Origin of the sequence: Comamonas koreensis (genome assembly GCF_021026195.1) — a bacterium.
Classification (GTDB): domain Bacteria; phylum Pseudomonadota; class Gammaproteobacteria; order Burkholderiales; family Burkholderiaceae_C; genus Comamonas; species Comamonas koreensis.
On the sequence record NZ_JAJNCT010000005.1, the window covers coordinates 630,229 to 647,260 of the forward strand.

At 64.3% G+C, this 17,032-nt stretch carries 15 protein-coding genes; 8 read left to right on the forward strand and 7 right to left on the reverse strand.

All coding sequences use genetic code 11. From position 1 onward, the window contains the following. Window positions 1-25: 25 nt before the first annotated feature. Entirely contained in the window at window positions 26-1,210 is a 1,185-nt protein-coding gene (locus LPW39_RS05145) for an MFS transporter (protein WP_230771870.1), read from the forward strand. 13 nt (window positions 1,211-1,223) lie between these two features. Here the strand turns inward: LPW39_RS05145 and LPW39_RS05150 are convergent, their stop codons facing one another. Both LPW39_RS05150 and fumC read right to left on the reverse strand, forming a co-directional pair. Then, window positions 1,224-2,066 carry a hypothetical protein gene (locus LPW39_RS05150; RefSeq protein WP_230771872.1) on the reverse strand — a complete coding sequence of 281 codons (843 nt, stop codon included), beginning with the start codon at window positions 2,064-2,066 and terminating at the stop codon, window positions 1,224-1,226. 92 nt (window positions 2,067-2,158) lie between these two features. Continuing rightward, window positions 2,159-3,550 carry a class II fumarate hydratase gene (fumC, locus tag LPW39_RS05155; RefSeq protein ID WP_230771874.1) on the reverse strand — a complete coding sequence of 464 codons (1,392 nt, stop codon included), beginning with the start codon at window positions 3,548-3,550 and terminating at the stop codon, window positions 2,159-2,161. Between the two features lie 621 nt (window positions 3,551-4,171). Between fumC and LPW39_RS05160 the strand changes: the two genes are divergently transcribed. Both LPW39_RS05160 and LPW39_RS05165 read left to right on the forward strand, forming a co-directional pair. Beyond that, on the forward strand, window positions 4,172-5,725 hold the full coding sequence (locus LPW39_RS05160) for a fumarate hydratase (protein WP_133854768.1): 1,554 nt from the start codon (window positions 4,172-4,174) through the stop codon (window positions 5,723-5,725). Between the two features lie 174 nt (window positions 5,726-5,899). Then, complete coding sequence (locus LPW39_RS05165; RefSeq protein WP_230771875.1) at window positions 5,900-6,109, forward strand: hypothetical protein; 210 nt, start codon at window positions 5,900-5,902, stop codon at window positions 6,107-6,109. 78 nt (window positions 6,110-6,187) lie between these two features. Here LPW39_RS05165 and LPW39_RS05170 read toward each other — a convergent pair whose 3' ends face one another. The 3 genes from LPW39_RS05170 to xdhC all read right to left on the reverse strand — a co-directional run bounded on the left by LPW39_RS05170 (window position 6,188) and on the right by xdhC (window position 10,123). Further along, window positions 6,188-7,576 (reverse strand): GntP family permease, encoded by a 1,389-nt coding sequence (locus LPW39_RS05170; RefSeq protein ID WP_230771877.1) that lies wholly within the window; start codon window positions 7,574-7,576, stop codon window positions 6,188-6,190. A 158-nt stretch (window positions 7,577-7,734) separates the two neighbouring features. Further along, on the reverse strand, window positions 7,735-8,967 hold the full coding sequence (locus tag LPW39_RS05175; RefSeq protein WP_230771879.1) for a urate hydroxylase PuuD: 1,233 nt from the start codon (window positions 8,965-8,967) through the stop codon (window positions 7,735-7,737). A 340-nt stretch (window positions 8,968-9,307) separates the two neighbouring features. Next, the gene (gene xdhC, locus LPW39_RS05180) at window positions 9,308-10,123 is read right to left on the reverse strand and encodes a xanthine dehydrogenase accessory protein XdhC (protein ID WP_230771881.1); all 816 of its coding nucleotides are present in this window, start codon (window positions 10,121-10,123) and stop codon (window positions 9,308-9,310) included. A gap of 63 nt (window positions 10,124-10,186) precedes the next feature. Here xdhC and LPW39_RS05185 point away from each other — a divergent pair, with 63 nt between their 5' ends. After that, window positions 10,187-10,765, forward strand: a complete 579-nt coding sequence (locus LPW39_RS05185) for a hypothetical protein (RefSeq protein WP_230771883.1) — start codon at window positions 10,187-10,189, stop codon at window positions 10,763-10,765. 76 nt (window positions 10,766-10,841) lie between these two features. Here LPW39_RS05185 and LPW39_RS05190 read toward each other — a convergent pair whose 3' ends face one another. Together LPW39_RS05190 and uraH are read right to left on the reverse strand one after the other, a co-directional pair. Next, window positions 10,842-11,426: a BPSL1445 family SYLF domain-containing lipoprotein gene (locus LPW39_RS05190; protein ID WP_230771885.1), complete on the reverse strand. Its 585-nt coding sequence runs from the start codon at window positions 11,424-11,426 to the stop codon at window positions 10,842-10,844. Between the two features lie 195 nt (window positions 11,427-11,621). Continuing rightward, window positions 11,622-11,972 (reverse strand): hydroxyisourate hydrolase, encoded by a 351-nt coding sequence (gene uraH, locus LPW39_RS05195; RefSeq protein ID WP_230771886.1) that lies wholly within the window; start codon window positions 11,970-11,972, stop codon window positions 11,622-11,624. A gap of 92 nt (window positions 11,973-12,064) precedes the next feature. On the opposite strand from uraH, the gene LPW39_RS05200 reads away from it, so the two are divergent. From LPW39_RS05200 to LPW39_RS05215, 4 genes are all read left to right on the forward strand, one after another. Next, window positions 12,065-12,742 carry a GntR family transcriptional regulator gene (locus tag LPW39_RS05200; RefSeq protein ID WP_230771888.1) on the forward strand — a complete coding sequence of 226 codons (678 nt, stop codon included), beginning with the start codon at window positions 12,065-12,067 and terminating at the stop codon, window positions 12,740-12,742. Further along, a complete protein-coding gene (gene puuE, locus LPW39_RS05205; RefSeq protein ID WP_230771890.1) occupies window positions 12,739-13,698 on the forward strand; it encodes an allantoinase PuuE in 960 nt (319 codons plus the stop codon). The genes LPW39_RS05200 and puuE overlap by 4 nt, the downstream gene beginning before the upstream one ends. A gap of 66 nt (window positions 13,699-13,764) precedes the next feature. Then, window positions 13,765-15,540 carry a 2-oxo-4-hydroxy-4-carboxy-5-ureidoimidazoline decarboxylase gene (uraD, locus tag LPW39_RS05210; RefSeq protein WP_230771891.1) on the forward strand — a complete coding sequence of 592 codons (1,776 nt, stop codon included), beginning with the start codon at window positions 13,765-13,767 and terminating at the stop codon, window positions 15,538-15,540. Further along, window positions 15,537-16,808, forward strand: coding sequence for a M20/M25/M40 family metallo-hydrolase (locus tag LPW39_RS05215; protein WP_230771893.1), 1,272 nt, complete (start codon window positions 15,537-15,539; stop codon window positions 16,806-16,808). Before uraD ends, LPW39_RS05215 begins: the two co-directional genes overlap by 4 nt. Window positions 16,809-17,032 lie beyond the last annotated feature (224 nt).

Consider the following 17,032-nt stretch of genomic DNA (forward strand, 5'->3'; position numbering starts at 1 on the left):
CCCCTTCATTTCCGGATCACCGCCCATGCTGCTCAAACGCCACCCCCAACTGCTCACCCTCAGCATCGCGCAGGCGCTGTACTGGTCCTGCTCCATCATCGGCATCGCCCTCACCGGCCTGGTGGGCCGGCAACTGGCGCCCTGGCCGGTGCTGGCCACCGTGCCGCTGACCTTGCTGGTGGCAGGCAACCTGCTGTCGATTGGCCAGCTGGCCCGCTGGATGCAGCGGCATGGCCGCGCGCGGGGCCTGCAATACGGGGCGCTGCTGGGGGTGGCCGCCGGGCTGCTGGCCGCCTGGGCGGTGGTGCAGGCCAGCTTTGGGCTGTTTTGCCTGGCGATGCTGCTGCTGGGCGGCTACCAGGCCTCCGCCGGCTTTTACCGCTTTACCGCGCTGGATGGCATGCCGGCCGAGCACAGTGGCCGTGCCGCAGCCTGGGTGCTGGCCGGTGGCATTGCAGCCGCCCTGCTCGCCCCCAGCCTGGCCATCCATGCCGCAGATGCGTTGCGCACACCGCTGGCAGGCGCCTACCTGGCGATTGCCGTGCTGGCCTTGCTGGCCTGCGCGCTGCTGCAATGCCTGCCAGCGCGCCTGCATCTGCCGATGCAGGCCAGGTCAGCCGCCCCGCCGTTGGTATCGCGGCGCCAGCTTTGGCAGCGTCCCGCGCTGCGCCAGGCGATCATGCTGAGTGCCTGCGGCCATGGCCTGATGGTGCTGGTGATGAACGCCACCCCGCTGGCCATGCATGGCGCCGGCCACTCGCTGGCCAGCTCCACCCAGGTGATCCAGTGGCATGTGCTGGGCATGTTTGCGCCTTCCCTGTTCGCGGGCCGCGCGGTGGACCGTTTTGGCGCGCGGCGCCTGGCCTGGCTGGGTGCCGCCCTGCTGGCCGCGAGCGCGGCGGTGGCGTTGAGCGGCCCGCAGTTCCTGCCCTTCTTGATCAGCTCCTTGCTGCTGGGCGCCGGCTGGAACCTGATGATTCTGGCTGGCACCAGCCTGCTGAACCAGGCCAGCGCCCCGGAAGAACGCGCCCAGGCCCAGCCGATGATGGAATGGACCAACAACGGCAGCGCCGCGCTGATGTCGCTCAGCTGCGGCGTGCTGATCCAGACCCTGGGTTGGCAGGCGGTGAATGTGGCGATGCTGCTGACCCTGGCGCTGCTGGCCTGGCAAGGCGGCCGCTCGGCCTGGGCGGCGCGGGCGCAGGCCTGAATGGCGGGATGCTTCAAGCAGGCGTGCGCGCCAGCCGCTCGCGCCAGATGCGCTCCACCCAGGGCGCAAATCCGCCATCCACCGCTGTCAGCAAGGGCAGGCCTGTGGCGGTCACGGCGTCTGCCAATGCAGGGGCCCAGCCTGGGCTGCCCCACAGTGCCTGCAAAGGCGCAGCCAGCACCCACTCCTGGCCCCAAAAGTACAGCTGCGTCGCCTGCACATGGGCCTGCATCTGCTGCACCTCGACCAGGGCCTGGGGCTCGGCCAACTGCAGCCAGATATCGGCATATAGAAAGTCCACCGGCTGCTGCAGCGCAGGGCTCCACTGCAACGCATCGGCTTGCACGATACGGATTTTGGCGGCGGCATCGGCCGGCAAACCTTCCAGCACCTGCATGTGCTCGAACAGCGCAATCACCTCCGGGTCGCGCTCCACCACGGTCACCCGCTGCACGGCGGGGTTCAACGCGATATTGGCCGTCACCCAGCCCATACCCAAGCCCATGACCACCGTGTGGCCACGCGCATGCAGGCAGGCCAGCTCCTGGCTTTCGATCTCAAAAGGCGACAGCGACATCCAGGTGTCCCAGCCGCCTTGTGCGTTGCTGCGCAGCAGCGCTGTTGTGCCGCCATAGATACAGGCACCGCTGTAATAGCCCCTGTCCAGCCCCATGCCGCCGCGCAGCAACCGCCAGGCGCCCTGTTCGCCCAGCTGGTACTGCGGCATGTGCCAGGGCGTCTCAAACACCGGCACGCCCAGCGCCTGTGCCAGCACATGGATATCCACGCCGCCCTCGGGCAAGCCTGTGCCGGGCGGGGAAGAGGCGGTCAACGCTTGCAGGGGCTCTGAGGGCATGAATGGTCCAAAGGGGAATGGCAGAAATTGCCAGTGTAAAAGCACAAGGCCCGCAGCGATGCGGGCCCTGGAGCTTTCAAGCGTCCGGACGCTTACAGATTGCCCACCATGTGCTCAGGCACGACCCACTGGTCAAACTGCTCGGCCGTCACATGGCCGCTGGCCACGGCGGCGTCGCGCAGGCTGCTGCCTTCCTTGTGCGCCTTCTTGGCGATATAGGCCGCCTTGTCGTAGCCGATATGGGTGTTCAGCGCGGTCACCAGCATCAGCGAACGGCTCACCAGCTCGGTGATGCGCTCGCGGTTGGGCTCGATGCCGACGGCGCAGTGGTCGTTGAAGCTCACCATGCCATCGGCCAGCAGGCGCACGCTCTGCAGGAAGTTGTGCGCCACCATCGGGCGGAACACGTTCAGCTCGAAGTTGCCCGAAGCGCCTCCCACATTGATGGCCGCATCATTGCCAAACACCTGGGCGCAGAGCATGGTCATCGCTTCGCACTGCGTGGGGTTGACCTTGCCCGGCATGATCGACGAGCCAGGCTCGTTCTCAGGGATGGAGATCTCACCCAAACCGCTGCGTGGGCCCGATGCCAGCCAGCGCACATCGTTGGCGATCTTCATCAGGCTGGCCGCCAGGGTCTTGAGGGCGCCATGGCCGAACACCAGCGCATCGCAGGAGCCCAGCGATTCAAACTTGTTGGGCGAGGTCACAAAAGGGTAGCCGGTCAGCTTGGCCAGCTCTTGCGCCACCCCTTCGGCATAGCCCTTGGGGGCGTTCAGGCCCGTGCCCACGGCGGTGCCGCCGAGCGCCAGCTCATACAGATGGGGCAGTGCCGACTTGAGGTGCTTGGCACCATGCTCCAGCTGGGCCACCCAGCCGGAGATCTCCTGGCCCAGGGTCAGCGGCGTGGCATCTTGCAGGTGGGTGCGGCCGATCTTGACGATGTCGTTGAACGCTTCGCTCTTGGCCTGCAGCGTGCGGCGCAGCTTTTCCAGCGCAGGCAGCAGCTTGCGCTCGATGGCAGTGACGGCCGCCACATGCATCGCGGTGGGGTAGACATCGTTGCTGGACTGGCTTTTGTTCACATCGTCATTGGGGTGCACCAGGCGCGACTCGCCGCGCTCGCCGCCCAGCAGCTCACTGGCGCGGTTGGCCAGCACTTCATTGACGTTCATGTTCGTCTGCGTGCCCGAGCCGGTCTGCCAGACCACCAGCGGGAACTCATCGAGGTGCTGGCCGGCAATCACCTCGTCGGCGGCTGCATTGATGGCCTTGGCCTTCTTCTCATCGAGCAGGCCCAGCGCGTGGTTGACGGTGGCACTGGCCTTTTTCACCTGCGCCAGCGCATGGATGATCTCGCCGGGCTGCTTCTCGCCACTGATGTCGAAGTTCTGCAGCGAGCGCTGCGTCTGGGCACCCCAGAGTTTGTCGGCGGGCACATCGATCAGGCCGAAGGTGTCTTTTTCCTGGCGGGTAGCTGTCATGTCTGGATCACTCCTTGTATCTCAACAATTGCAACGCGGCTCGTCTGGCTGGTAAGCGTATGGCTGGTGGGCCGCAGGATTCGTCAATAGGGCGCCGCCCGCCTTGCGGCAAAGCGGGCGCGGCACCGCATCCTAACGCAGCCAATGACAGCCGTTCTCATCTGCGCCGAGCAGCCATGCTGCGCGCATGCTCATAGCGCAGGCCGACACCTGAGCGACACCCCAGAACCTGCTCAAAATCTCTACGCAGCCGCGTTGGAGTGCAATCGGGATGAGTTCGAAGCGATGGTCCGCAGCTTGCACCGGGGTGCAAGCAAGGGCCAGCGCGAAGAAATCGCCCGATTTCACTCCAACCCGTAGGGACAGTGGCTTTGCGAGCGGTCTGCGTCGTTGCAAATCCTCGCAATAGCACGGCTATTGCTGCGGTATTGCGCCTAGCATCCCATCTCGCAAAGACACTGTCGCGGCGCGAGGAGACTTTGAGCAGGTTCTGATTCTTCTAGAAGACTTATCAGGCATTTGCCACCACCGGCCTGGCGAAAGGCCGATAATCGCTGCCGTGATACCGAGCGCCAACGGCACCATAGCCTTGCGCAATCCAAAACCCACCCCACAAGCACGATGACCACCTCCATCCGTCAGCAGGACCTGATCGACTCGATCGCGGGCGCCCTGCAGTACATCAGCTACTACCACACACCGGATTTCATCCAGCACCTGGCACGGGCCTACGAGCGCGAGCAAAGCCCGGCGGCCAAGGATGCGATGGCCCAGATCCTGACCAACTCCAAGATGAGCGCGACCGGCCAGCGTCCCATCTGCCAGGACACCGGCATCGTCAACGTGTTCCTGAAGGTGGGCATGGATGTGAAGTGGGAAGACTTCACGATGGGCCTGGAAGACGCCATCAACGAAGGCGTGCGCCGTGGCTACAACCACCCCGACAACACCTTGCGCGCCTCCGTGGTGGCCGATCCCCAGTTCGCCCGCAAGAACACCAAGGACAACACGCCTGCCGTCATCAACGTGCAGATCGTGCCGGGTGACAAGCTGGATGTGACCGTGGCTGCCAAGGGCGGCGGCTCGGAGAACAAGTCCAAGATGATCATGATGAACCCCAGCGACAACATCGTTGACTGGGTGCTCAAGACCGTGCCAACCATGGGCGCAGGCTGGTGCCCACCGGGCATGCTGGGCATCGGCATTGGCGGCACCGCTGAAAAAGCCGTGCTGCTGGCCAAGGAAAGCCTGATGGAAGACCTCGACATGTACGAGCTGCAGCAAAAGGCAGCCAGCGGTGCCGAGCTCGACCAGGTGGAAAAGCTGCGTCTGGAGCTGTTCGAGAAGGTCAATGCGCTGGGCATCGGCGCCCAGGGCCTGGGCGGCCTGACCACCGTGCTGGACGTGAAGATCAACATGTACCCCACGCACGCGGCCTCCAAGCCCGTGGCGATGATCCCCAACTGCGCGGCCACCCGCCACGCCCATTTCGTGATGGACGGCTCCGGCCCCGTGTACCTGGATCCGCCATCGCTGGACACCTGGCCCAAGATCGACTGGGCTCCCGACTACAACAAGTCCAAGCGCGTGGACCTGAACACCCTGACCAAGGAAGAAGTGGCCAGCTGGAAGCCAGGCGACACCATCTTGCTCAACGGCAAGATGCTGACCGGCCGCGACGCTGCACACAAGCGCATCCAGGACATGCTGGCCAAGGGCGAGCCCCTGCCCGTCGACTTCACCAACCGCGTGATCTACTACGTGGGCCCGGTGGACCCGGTGCGTGACGAAGTCGTTGGCCCTGCCGGCCCGACCACCGCCACCCGCATGGACAAGTTCACCGACATGATGCTGTCGCAGACCGGCCTGATCGCGATGATCGGCAAGTCCGAGCGCGGCCCGGTCGCCATCGAAGCCATCAAGAACCACAAATCGGCCTACCTGATGGCCGTGGGCGGCGCCGCTTACCTGGTCTCCAAGGCCATCAAGCACGCCAAGGTGGTGGGTTTTGCCGATCTGGGCATGGAAGCCATCTATGAATTCGACGTGGTTGACATGCCCGTGACCGTGGCCGTGGATGCCGGCGGCACCAGCGCCCACATCACCGGCCCGGCGATCTGGAAGGAAAAGATCGCCACCGGCGAATTCAAGGGCATTGAAGTCGCAGGCGCCTGATCTGCGCCCCGCCCGGCCCCGGCCGGGCGATGCCACCCAACCGCCTGCGGGCGGTTTTTTGCTGCGCGGCAGCGCCAGCTTTACCCTTCCCAGCCCTCAAACATGACTATGCTTGGCCCCCAGGTACGGCGCATGCTGTATCGTGGAGGCTGAACACCGCTAAGGAACAAAAACATGGCCAAGCCGAATTACCAGTACGAAAAGCGCCAGCGTGAGCTGGAAAAGAAGAAGAAAAAGGAAGAAAAAGCCCAGCGCAAGGCCAGCGGACACTCTGCGTCCGACACCCCGGACGGCAACGAAGACGGCGCGCCATCGCAGCCAGATGCAGACAACGCCGCTGACGCAGGCGACGCAGCAGCCGACCAAGCCAAGCCTGCCGACTGAGCACGACGCGCCCGCAAGGGCCAAAAAAATGGGCCGCCAGCATTGCTGCTGCGGCCCATTGGCATTTATGGCACCCTGCTATCCGCCCAGCGCCGGCAAGGTATTGAACAGCAGCACCATCAAGAGGCCCACGAAGGAGACAATGGACTGCACCACGGTGATCGTGCGGGTTGCCTCACCCATGGTCATGCCAAAGGATTCCTTGACCATCCAGAAACCTGCATGGTTGGCATAGTTGAAGAACAGCGAGCCGCAGCCAATCGACAGCGCCAGCAAAGGCAGGTTCAGGCTCGGGTCGGCAGCGGCGAGCGGCGCCAGCAAGCCGGCCGCGCCCACAATGCCCACGGTGGCCGAGCCGGTCGACACCGACAGCAGCATCGCGATGAGCCAGCCCAGCACCAGCGGCGGGAACGCAAACTGGTGCGTCAGGTGCACGATGGCATCGCCCACCTTGGCGCTGGTCAGCACCTGCTGGAAAGCACCGCCGCCGGCAATGATCATGATGATGCCGGCAATCGGCTTGAGGCTGGCGCCCAGGGTGTCGCGCAGCTTTTCGGCATCGCCGCTGCGCAGGTAGACCAGGGTAAAGGCCGCAAACAGCACACCCAGCAGCATCGCAATCAGCGGGTTACCCAGGAAGGTTGCAACTTGCAACACGGCCGAACCCTTGGGCAGGGCCATCTCGGCCAGCGCATGGGCCAGCATCAGCAGCGCGGGCAGCAAGGCAGACAGCACGCCCATCGCAATGCCGGGCTGGTCCTTGCCCGTCTCGGCCTTGGTTTCGGTGAATTGGTCCAGCAGGGCCTGCTCAGGGCGGGTGGTCATGCGCGGGGTGATGAAGGCGCCATACAAAGGACCGCCCAGGATCATTGCGGGCAAGGCAGCTAGGAAGCCGTAGAGCATCGTCGGTCCCACGGTGGTCTTCAGGGTGGCAATGGCGGTCAGCGGGCCCGGATGGGGCGGCACCATGCCATGCATCGCCGCAAGCGCCGCAATCACCGGCACACCCACATAGACATACGCCGAGCCCTTGAAGTTCTCGCGGCCTTCGAGCTTGCGCGCGACGCTGAAGATCAGCGGCAGCATCACCACCAGGCCCACTTCAAAGAACATCGGGATGCCGATGATGAAGGCCACCAGGGTCATGGCCCAGGGAATCATGCGGTCCGAGGTATGGCGCAGAATGGCGCTGGCCAGGCGCTCGGTGGTGCCCGAATCGGCCAGGATCTTGCCGAGCATCGCCCCCAGCGCAATCACCACGCCGACGGCACCCAGGGTCTTGCCGGCGCCGTTGGTGATGTTCTTGGCAATGTCGCCGGGCGCCATGCCGGTGGCAAAACCCACGCCGATACAGACGATCAGCAAGGCCAGCAAGGGGTGCATGCGGATGCGCGAAACAATCAGCGCCACCAGCACCAGCACACTCACCAAGGCGGTCAGCAGCAATTGGATATCGAAATTTGACATGCGAGAAGATGTGGATTTGTGACACGCATCCCCAGCCACCTACCGCAAGCAGGGGCTTGGGCATGCCCCAACCCTCCCATCCTACGCCGATCAGCCACCCCAGGCTGTAGTCGGATTTCTCCGGGCCGGGCGCCTGCCCGGCCCGCCGGCGCGGGCCCTCAAGGCGCCGTCGATGCGCCAGACTCGAACCAGCGCTTGACCAGATCGCGCTCGTCGGCACTCAGCCCCTCGGGGTTGCCAAAGGGCATCTTGCGCAGCACCACTACCTGCTGGTAGATCTGCTGGGTGTGCTGGGCCACTTCTTGGGGGCTGTCGAGCTTCACATTCTTCTGCGCCAGGCCGGTGGCGCTGTGGCACAGCACGCAATGCTGGGCAAACACCTTGGCTACTTCACCGTACGGTACGGCGCCGGCAGCGGGCTGGCTGGCAGGGGCTGGTGTTGCCGCCGCCGCAGGCTTGGGGCCAGGGCGCAGCCAGGCGATCACGCCCAGAATCACCAGCACGCCGATCAGCGCATAAGGCCAGGGGTGCTTGTTGCGGCCCAGCTTGTGGCCATGGCGCAGCACAAAGAACTGGCGAATGGCCGCGCCGGCAAACATCATGCCGATGAGCACCAGCCAGTTGTACTTCTGGTTGTAGAGCCAGCCGTAGTGGTTGGACAGCATCGCAAACAGCACCGGCAAGGTGAAATAGGTGTTGTGCACGCTGCGCTGCTTGCCGCGCTTGCCGTAGATCGGGTCAACTGGGTCGCCATTCTTCAGGGCCCGCACCACGGTGCGCTGGCCGGGGATGATCCAGAAGAACACGTTGGCACTCATCGAGGTGGCCAGCATCGCGCCCATCAGCAGGAAAGCCGCCTGGCCGGGGAAGATATGGCAGGCCAGGTAGGCGGCGATGCAGACGAGCACCAGCACCATCGCGCCCACGATCGCATCGCCATGCTTTTTGAAGCCGAACACGCGGCAGATGCCGTCATACAGCAGCCAGAACACCGCCAGAAAGCTCAGCGCGGTGAACACTGCGAGCGGCGCGCTCATAGCGTTGGGATCGGCCGGGTTGACCAGGTAGATGTTGGCGTTCCACAGGTAGGACACCGTCAGCAGCGCAAAACCCGAAAGCCAGGTGGTGTAGCTCTCCCAGTAGAACCAGTGCAGGTGGTCCGGCAGCTTGGGCGGCGAGACATTGAACTTGACCGGGTGGTAGAAGCCGCCGCCATGCACGGCCCACAGCTCGCCGCTGACGCCCTGTTTTTTCAGGTCTTCGTCCTCCGGCGGGGTCAGGCTGCTGTCGAGAAACACAAAATAGAACGAGGAACCTACCCAGGCGATGGCTGTGATCACATGCAGCCAGCGCAACAACAGGTTCGCCCAATCGAGGATATAGCCTTCCATTGCTCTCATCCTTGGCAGCGTGGGGGCTGCCAGTGCGAGGGAGGGGTGACGCCCCGCTCTCCTCCTCAAGCCGCCAGTGTGGAGGCACCGGCCACTTGTTGAACCTGCTCACCACGGCGGGCGATCTGAGCAGCAGACAGGCCGCAATCCACAGCCATCATCGACATGACCGGGGCACCGCTGCGACCTTTTGTAGACTTAAAGTGTATGCAATTTCTGCCGCCCAAAGGTCGGCAAAAAGCTGCACAGCCCCTAGATAAAACCCTGATGCAACGCAGCAAAACCGCTGCAGGCCGCCTCCGCACCGCCCGCGCCGTGCCTGCCCGGTGTGAAAAACGCATCAGGCATGCTGCGCACGTTGCAGGTGCTGCAGCAGCTGCGCGGCCACCGCAATCGCAATCACCTCGGGCTCCTTGCCATGGATGCCCGGCAGCCCGATCGGGCAGGTGATGCGGGCAAACTCCGCATCGGCAAAACCCCGCTCGGCCAGGCGGTGCGCAAAACTGGCACGCTTGGTGGCGCTGCCAATCAAACCGATCAGGTCCAGATCGCCCCGCTGGCGCTGGCGCTGCAGGCAGGCCTGGGTGATCTGCAGGTCCTGCTGGTGGTCGTGGGTGAGGATGAACACACTGCTGCCCGGTGCCAGGTCTGCCACGGCCATCTCGATCGGGTCGGAATACTCGGTCTGCACATGGGCCGGCAGCCCGGGCGGAAACAGCTGCTCGCGGCTATCCACCCAGGTGATGTGCAGCGGCAGCGTGCCCAGCAGCTGCACCAGGGCTGCGCCCACATGGCCGGCGCCAAACACCGCTACCGGGCTGCACAGCGGGGCCAGGGACTGCGCCAGCCGTGCGCTGTCGGCCTGGGCAATCCGCTCAAAACGCAGCTGCACCACGCCGCCGCAGCACTGGCCGAGGCGCGGGCCCAGCGCAAAACGCTCGCTCAACGGCGCACCGCCACGGGCCAGCAGATCGCGGGCCTTGCTGGCCGCCTGCCACTCCAGATGGCCACCGCCAATCGTACCGAGCTGGTCCTGGGCAAACACGGCCATCCAGGCGCCAGCATCGCGCGGCGCCGATCCCTGGGTAGACTCCACCTGGACCAGACAGGCATCCTGCGTCGCCAGGCGAGCCAATAATTGCTGCAGTACGGGCATGCCTTGTTCCATGATGAAAAGCGGCCTGCGATACTGCAGGGCCGCTGTAGACGGATTTGTACCATGAGTGATCGACCCTCCCCCTCCCTGCTGTCACGACTTTGGCATACGCTTTTTCGTATACCGCGCAAAGCGCCAGCGCCGGCCAATGCAGCGGCGGGCCGCTCTACGAACGCAGCCCGCCCCGCCGAGCAGGATGACGACCAGGACAGCTACCTGTCGGTGCTGACCGAAATGCCAGGCATGCGCATGCCCGCCTGGTCGCCGGAAAGCGATGGGCAGGATTCCGTCCTCAACCCGGTGGCCGACGAGGCCTACCGCAAACGCTGCGCCCAGCATCTGTACGACCGCTATGCCGAGCGCATCTACCCCGGCATGCTGCCACCCATGCTCTACGCCATTGGCGTGCTGGAGCTGCTGCTGGATGAAGACGGCCATATCCAGGACATGAACTGGATGCGCGAGCCCGCACAGGCCCAGGAGGTGCCGCCACTGATAGAGGCGCTGGTGCAGGCCGCTGCCCCCTTCCCTGCGCCGCAGCATTTGCGCCATGGCGAGGTCATGGTCTCCTATACCGAGACCTGGCTCTGGGATGCCTCCGGCAAGTTCCAGCTGCACACCTTGAGCGAAGGCCAGCTATAAGCGGCTCGCAAAAGGTATAGGCGTAAAAAAACCGGCCAGCTGGCCGGTTTCTGCTTGGCAGCCGCAAGGCGCTGCTTTATTCCTTGATCTTGGTGATCTTGGCGCCTTGCAGCGACACGCCCGCTTCCAGGCCTGCGTTGTTCAGCACAAAGCTGGTCACAGGGGCCTGGGCCGAGGTGGTGTCGATGCTGCCGTTGGCGCCGATGCGGCCAGCGGCCACGGTGGCATCTGCACCCACCGACCAGCCATTGCTGTCGCGGAACTTCGCCAGCGCTTCAGGCGTGTTGAACACATAGATGACGGCCTTGGACTGGCCACCAGCCTGCCAGCCGATCGACGCGCCGGTGGTGCTGTAGTAGCTGTCGCTGCGGTTACCCACGCGCAGCACGCCACGGCCATGCTCCACGCCGATCACAAAGCTGCCGCCAATGACGGACGGGAACACCAGCACGCCCTTGGAGCGCGCGACCAGGTCCTTGGAGCCAGGAGCGGTCTGGTACAGGCGCTCCAGCGCAGCGTTGGCACGGGCATCGACAGATGTTTCGTCTGCGCGCGGCGCATTGCTGGTCTCAGGCTTGGTGACCGTGCAGGCCGCCATCGACAAAGCGCCGGCAACCACAGCCGCCGCAACACCCAGGGTGCGCATGGAAAAACGTTGCATACCTACTCCTTTGAAATTTGCTGTTATGGCAATCAGGTCTGCACCGCCGTCTATTCGGCGGTACCCCTAGGCATAAATGTTAGCCACACCTCGTGACGCTGGAAGCCTGCAGATACAACTTGCGGCGTCCGCCTACAGGCTGGGCGATGCGTGCTTGAGACAGGTCAAACGCGCCCGCATGCGCTGCGCGCCTGCTCAAGACCCCCGGTACGTCGAATAGCTCCAGGGGCTGACCAGCAGCGGCACGTGGTAATGCTGGTCTGCATGGGCCACACCAAAGTCCAGGTTCACCTGGTTCAGAAAGTTGGGGCTGGGCAGCTCCACGCCCTTGGCGGCAAAGTAGGCCGCTACCTCAAAGCTCAGGCGGTAGGTGCCGGGGCGCAGCGATGCATTGTCAAACAATGGGGTCTGGGTGCGTCCGTCGTGGTTCAGCGTGTCACGCCGGATCAGGCGCAGCTCGCCGCCATCGGTGGCATACAGTGCAATGTCCATGCCCGCTGCGGGGCAGCCGTGCATCGTATCGAGAACGTGGGTGCTCAGGCCCATAGGTAAATCTCCTGATGATTCTGGGTAAGATCGGACTGGTGATGTGCACTAAAAGTGTATACACTTTTTGTCATTCGGCCTACTATCCTGACATGGAATCCACCTCAACGTCCACCATTGCCCAATCCCTGACCCGTGCCATCGTCGAGCACCGGTTGCTGCCGGGCACCAAGCTGGCCGAGCAGAAACTCGCGGACCACTTTGGCGTGTCGCGCACCCTCGTGCGCCAGGCGCTATTCCAGCTTTCGCAAAACCACCTGGTCACCTTGGAGCCGGCACGCGGCGCCTTTGTGTCGACCCCGTCCGTCACCGAAGCGCGCCAGGTCTTTGCCGTACGCAAGATGCTCGAAGCGCAGATGACCCGCAGCTTTGTCGAGACCGTCACGCCCAAGCAGATCAAGGTCTTGCGCGAGCATGTGCGGCAAGAGGCCGCCGCCGTGCACCGCGCCGATGTCACCGAGCGCACCGAGCTGCTGGGCGACTTCCATGTGCGCATGGCCGAGCTGATGGGCAACGATGTGCTGGCCCAGCTGCTGGGCGATCTGATCTCGCGATGCGCGCTGATCACCTTGATGTACCAGTCGGCCAGCGCCGCCGCCCATTCGCACGAGGAGCACGAAGAGATCGTGCAGGCCCTCGCCCGCAAGGATGCCGAAGGCGCTGTGCGGCTGATGATCGCGCACCTGGAGCATGTCGAGCAAGGCCTGCAGTTCGAACGCGAGATTCCCAGCAACGATTTATCCATGGCTCTGTCCTCGATCACGCTATGACCTACGACGCTACCACCCCCTACCCCCGCGACCTCATCGGCTACGGCCGCGATGTGCCCCACGCCCAGTGGCCCCAGGGCGCGCGCATTGCCGTGCAGTTTGTGCTGAACTACGAGGAAGGCGGCGAAAACCATGTGCTGCACGGTGACCCGGGCAGCGAGCAGTTCCTCTCGGAAATGTTCAACCCGGCCTCCTACCCGGACCGCCACATGAGCATGGATGGCATCTATGAATACGGCTCGCGCGCCGGCGTATGGCGCCTGCTGCGCGAGTTTGAAAAGCGCGGCCTGCCGCTGACGGTGTTTGGCGTGGCCTCGGCGCTGCAGCGCCACCGCGAGCTGGCCCAGGCGTTTTCCGATCTGGGCCATGAGGTGGCCTGCCACGGCCTCAAATGGGTGCACTACCAGAACACACCCGAAGACATCGAGCGCGCCCACATGCAGCAGGCCATGGATATCTTCCACAGCCTCTACGGCAGCCGCAGCACCCACGGCCTGGGCTGGTACACCGGCCGCGACAGCCCCAACACCCACCGCCTGGTGGCCGATTTTGGCGGCTTTGCCTATGACAGCGACTACTACGGCGACGACCTGCCCTTCTGGATGAAGGTCGGAAAGAGCGATGGCAGCGCCGCGCACCAGCTGATCGTGCCCTATACCCTGGACTGCAATGACATGCGCTTTGCGCTGCCCCAAGGCTATTCGCATGCCGATCCCTTCTTCCAGTACCTCAAGGACAGCTTCGATGTGCTGTACGCCGAAGGTGACCCCGCCGGTGAGAACCGCCCCAAGATGATGAGCATCGGCATGCACTGCCGCCTGCTGGGCCGCCCGGGCCGCATCACCGCACTGCAGCGCTTTTTGGACCATATCCAGCAGCACCAGAACGTCTGGGTCTGCCGCCGCATCGACATTGCCCGCCACTGGGCCGAGCACTTTCCCGCCCCCACGCTTTGAAAGATGACACAGCGCCGCGCGTAAGCCTACAGAGCGCTAGTAACCCATCCACTCGCTAGGAAACACATGGCCCTGACCCTGGAACAACTCAACCAAGCCACGCCCGATGCGGCGCTGGCCATGCTCGATGGGCTGTACGAGCACTCGCCCTGGATTGCCCAGGCCGCGCTGGCCCAACGGCCCTTTGCCTCGCTCGCCCAGCTCAAGCATGCGATGGTGCGCGTACTGGCGCAGGCCCCAGTCGATGCGCAGCTCGCCTTGATCCGCGCCCACCCCGAGTTGGCAGGCAAGGCCATGGTGGCCAACACCTTGACGGCAGAGTCCACCTCGGAGCAAAACCGCGCGGGTCTCACCCAGTGCACGCCCGAGGAGTTCGCGCAGATCCAGCAGCTCAATGCGGACTACAACGCGCGCTTTGGCTTTCCGTTCATCCTGGCGGTGCGCGGGCCCCGGGGCCTGGGCCTGCCCAAGCAGGAGATCATCGCCACCTTTGCGAGGCGTCTGAACCACCACCCCGATTTCGAGCGCGAAGAGGCACTGCGCAACATCCACCGCATCGCCGAGATCCGCCTGAACGACAAGTTCGGCTATGAGCCGGTGCTGGGCAACGACGTCTGGGACTGGCAGGAGCGCCTGGCCCAGCACAGCGATGAGGGCTTTGCCGAAAAAGGCCAGCTCACCGTCACCTACCTGACCGATGCCCACCGCGCCTGCGCCCAGCGCATCAGCCACTGGATGCGCGACAGCGGCTTTGACGAGGTCGAGATCGATGCGGTCGGCAATGTCGTGGGCCGCTACCGCCCCGCGCACGAAGGCGGCAAGTACCTGCTGACCGGCAGCCATTACGACACCGTGCGCAACGGTGGCAAGTACGACGGGCGTCTGGGCATCTTTGTGCCGATGGCCTGTGTGCGCGAGCTGCACCGCGCCGGCAAGCGCATGCCCTTCGGTATTGAAGTGGTGGCCTTTGCCGAGGAAGAAGGCCAGCGCTACAAGGCCACCTTCCTGGGCTCGGGCGCGCTGATCGGCCACTTCAACCCGCAGTGGCTGGACCAGGCCGATGCCGCCGGCATCACGATGCGCGAGGCCATGCAGCACGCCGGCCTCTGCATTGACGACATCCCCAAGATCCAGCGCGATGCCTCGCAGTACCTCGGCTTTATCGAGGTGCACATCGAGCAGGGCCCGGTGCTGACCGAGCTGGATATTCCGCTGGGCATCGTCACCTCGATCAATGGCAGCTCGCGCTTTGTCTGTGAGATGCAGGGCATGGCCAGCCATGCCGGCACCACGCCGATGGACCGCCGCCGCGACGCCGCCTGCGGCGTCGCCGAGCTGATGCTGTTTGCCGAGCAGCGCGCTGCGCAGGATGGCGATTCCGTCGCCACCGTCGGCATGCTGGAAGTGCCCAGTGGCTCGATCAACGTCGTGCCTGGCCTGTGCAAGTTCAGCATCGACATGCGCGCCCCCACCGATCCGCAGCGCGATGCGCTGGTGCGCGATGTGATGGGCCAGCTGGAAGCGATTGCGCAAAAGCGCGGCCTGCGCTACCGCGCCGAGCAAACTATGCAGGCCGCAGCGGCCCCCAGCGCTCCCGCCTGGCAGCAGCGCTGGGAAAAGGCCGTGGCCGCCCAGGGCGTGCCGCTGTTCCGCATGCCCAGCGGCGCCGGCCATGATGCGATGAAGCTGCACGAGATCATGCCCCAGGCCATGCTCTTTGTGCGCGGCATCAACAGTGGCATCAGCCACAACCCGCTGGAGTCCTCGACCGCTGATGACATGCAGCTGGCGATCGACAGCTTCAGTCATGTCCTTCAACAACTAGAAAACGAAACCGTATGACCACGAACAACGCTACCTACGCCGCCCTGGACCAGTGGATCGACCAGCACTTTGACGAGCAGGTGCAGTTCTTCCAGAAGCTGGTGCAAGTCCCCACGGACACACCACCGGGCGACAACACGCCGCATGCCGAGCGCACTGCCGAGCTGCTGCAGGCCATGGGCTACACCGCTGAAAAGCATGAAGTGCCCCAGGCCGATGTCGAAGCCTATGGCATGACCTCGATCACCAACCTGATCGTGCGCCGCCCCTTTGGCGCAGCCGGCTCGGGCCGCACCATTGCACTCAATGCCCATGGCGATGTGGTGCCGCCTGGCGAGGGCTGGAGCCATGACCCCTATGGCGCCCGCATTGTCGACGGCAAGCTCTATGGCCGGGCTGCCGCCGTGAGCAAGTGCGATTTCTCCACCTTCACCTACGCGCTGCGCGCACTGGAGGCCGTGGCCAAGCCCAACAAGGGCGCGGTCGAGCTGCACTTTACCTACGACGAAGAGTTTGGCGGCCTGCTGGGCCCCGGCTGGTTGCTGGAAAAAGGCCTGACCAAGCCCGACCTGATGGTTGCTGCCGGCTTCAGCTATGAAGTGGTCGTCGCCCACAATGGCTGCCTGCAGATGGAGATCACCGTGCACGGCAAGATGGCCCACGCCGCCGTGCCCCACACCGGTGTGGATGCGCTGCAGGCCACCGTCGCGATCATGAACGACCTGTATGCGGAAAACACCGCCTACCAAAAGGTCTGCTCTAAAGTTGCAGGCATCAAGCACCCCTACCTGAACATTGGCCGCATCGAATGCGGCACCAACACCAATGTGATACCCGGCAAGGTGCTGCTCAAGATCGACCGCCGCATGATCCCCGAGGAGAACCCGGTCGAGGTCGAAGCCCATATCCGCCAGGTGATTGCCAAGGCGGTGGAACGCTTCAACAGCGAGCGCGGCTACCAGGGTGACGACGCCGTGCGCATCGATATCAAGCGCCTGCTGCTGGCCAATGCGATGACGCCGCTGGCTGGCAACCAGCCGCTGGTCGATGCCATCCAGACCCATGGCGAAGCGCTGTTTGGCGAGAAGCCTCCGGCCGTCGGCACGCCGCTGTACACCGATGTGCGCCTGTATGTGGAGCGCGGCATTCCCGGCGTCATCTACGGCGCCGGCCCCCGCACCGTGCTGGAAAGCCATGCCAAGCGCGCCGACGAGCGCCTGGACCTGGAAGACCTGCGCCGCGCCACCAAGGTCATCGCCCGCTCACTGGTCGATTTGTTGGCCTGATCCAACGCGGCGTGTCCACCGCGCCGCCTCCAACATCCTTTTACCGACTGCCCCCTGGCCCAGCGCCCGGGGGCAGTTTTGCTTGTGCCTGCGCGCTTTGCAGCGTGCTGACACCACATCAGCCGCTGCGCTTGAAGCGTCTGCAACGGCGCTGCTTGAGGGTAATCAGGGGGGTGCTGTTGCAGTGCATGTGTATACACTTTTTGTATGGATTCCTAAGCAAT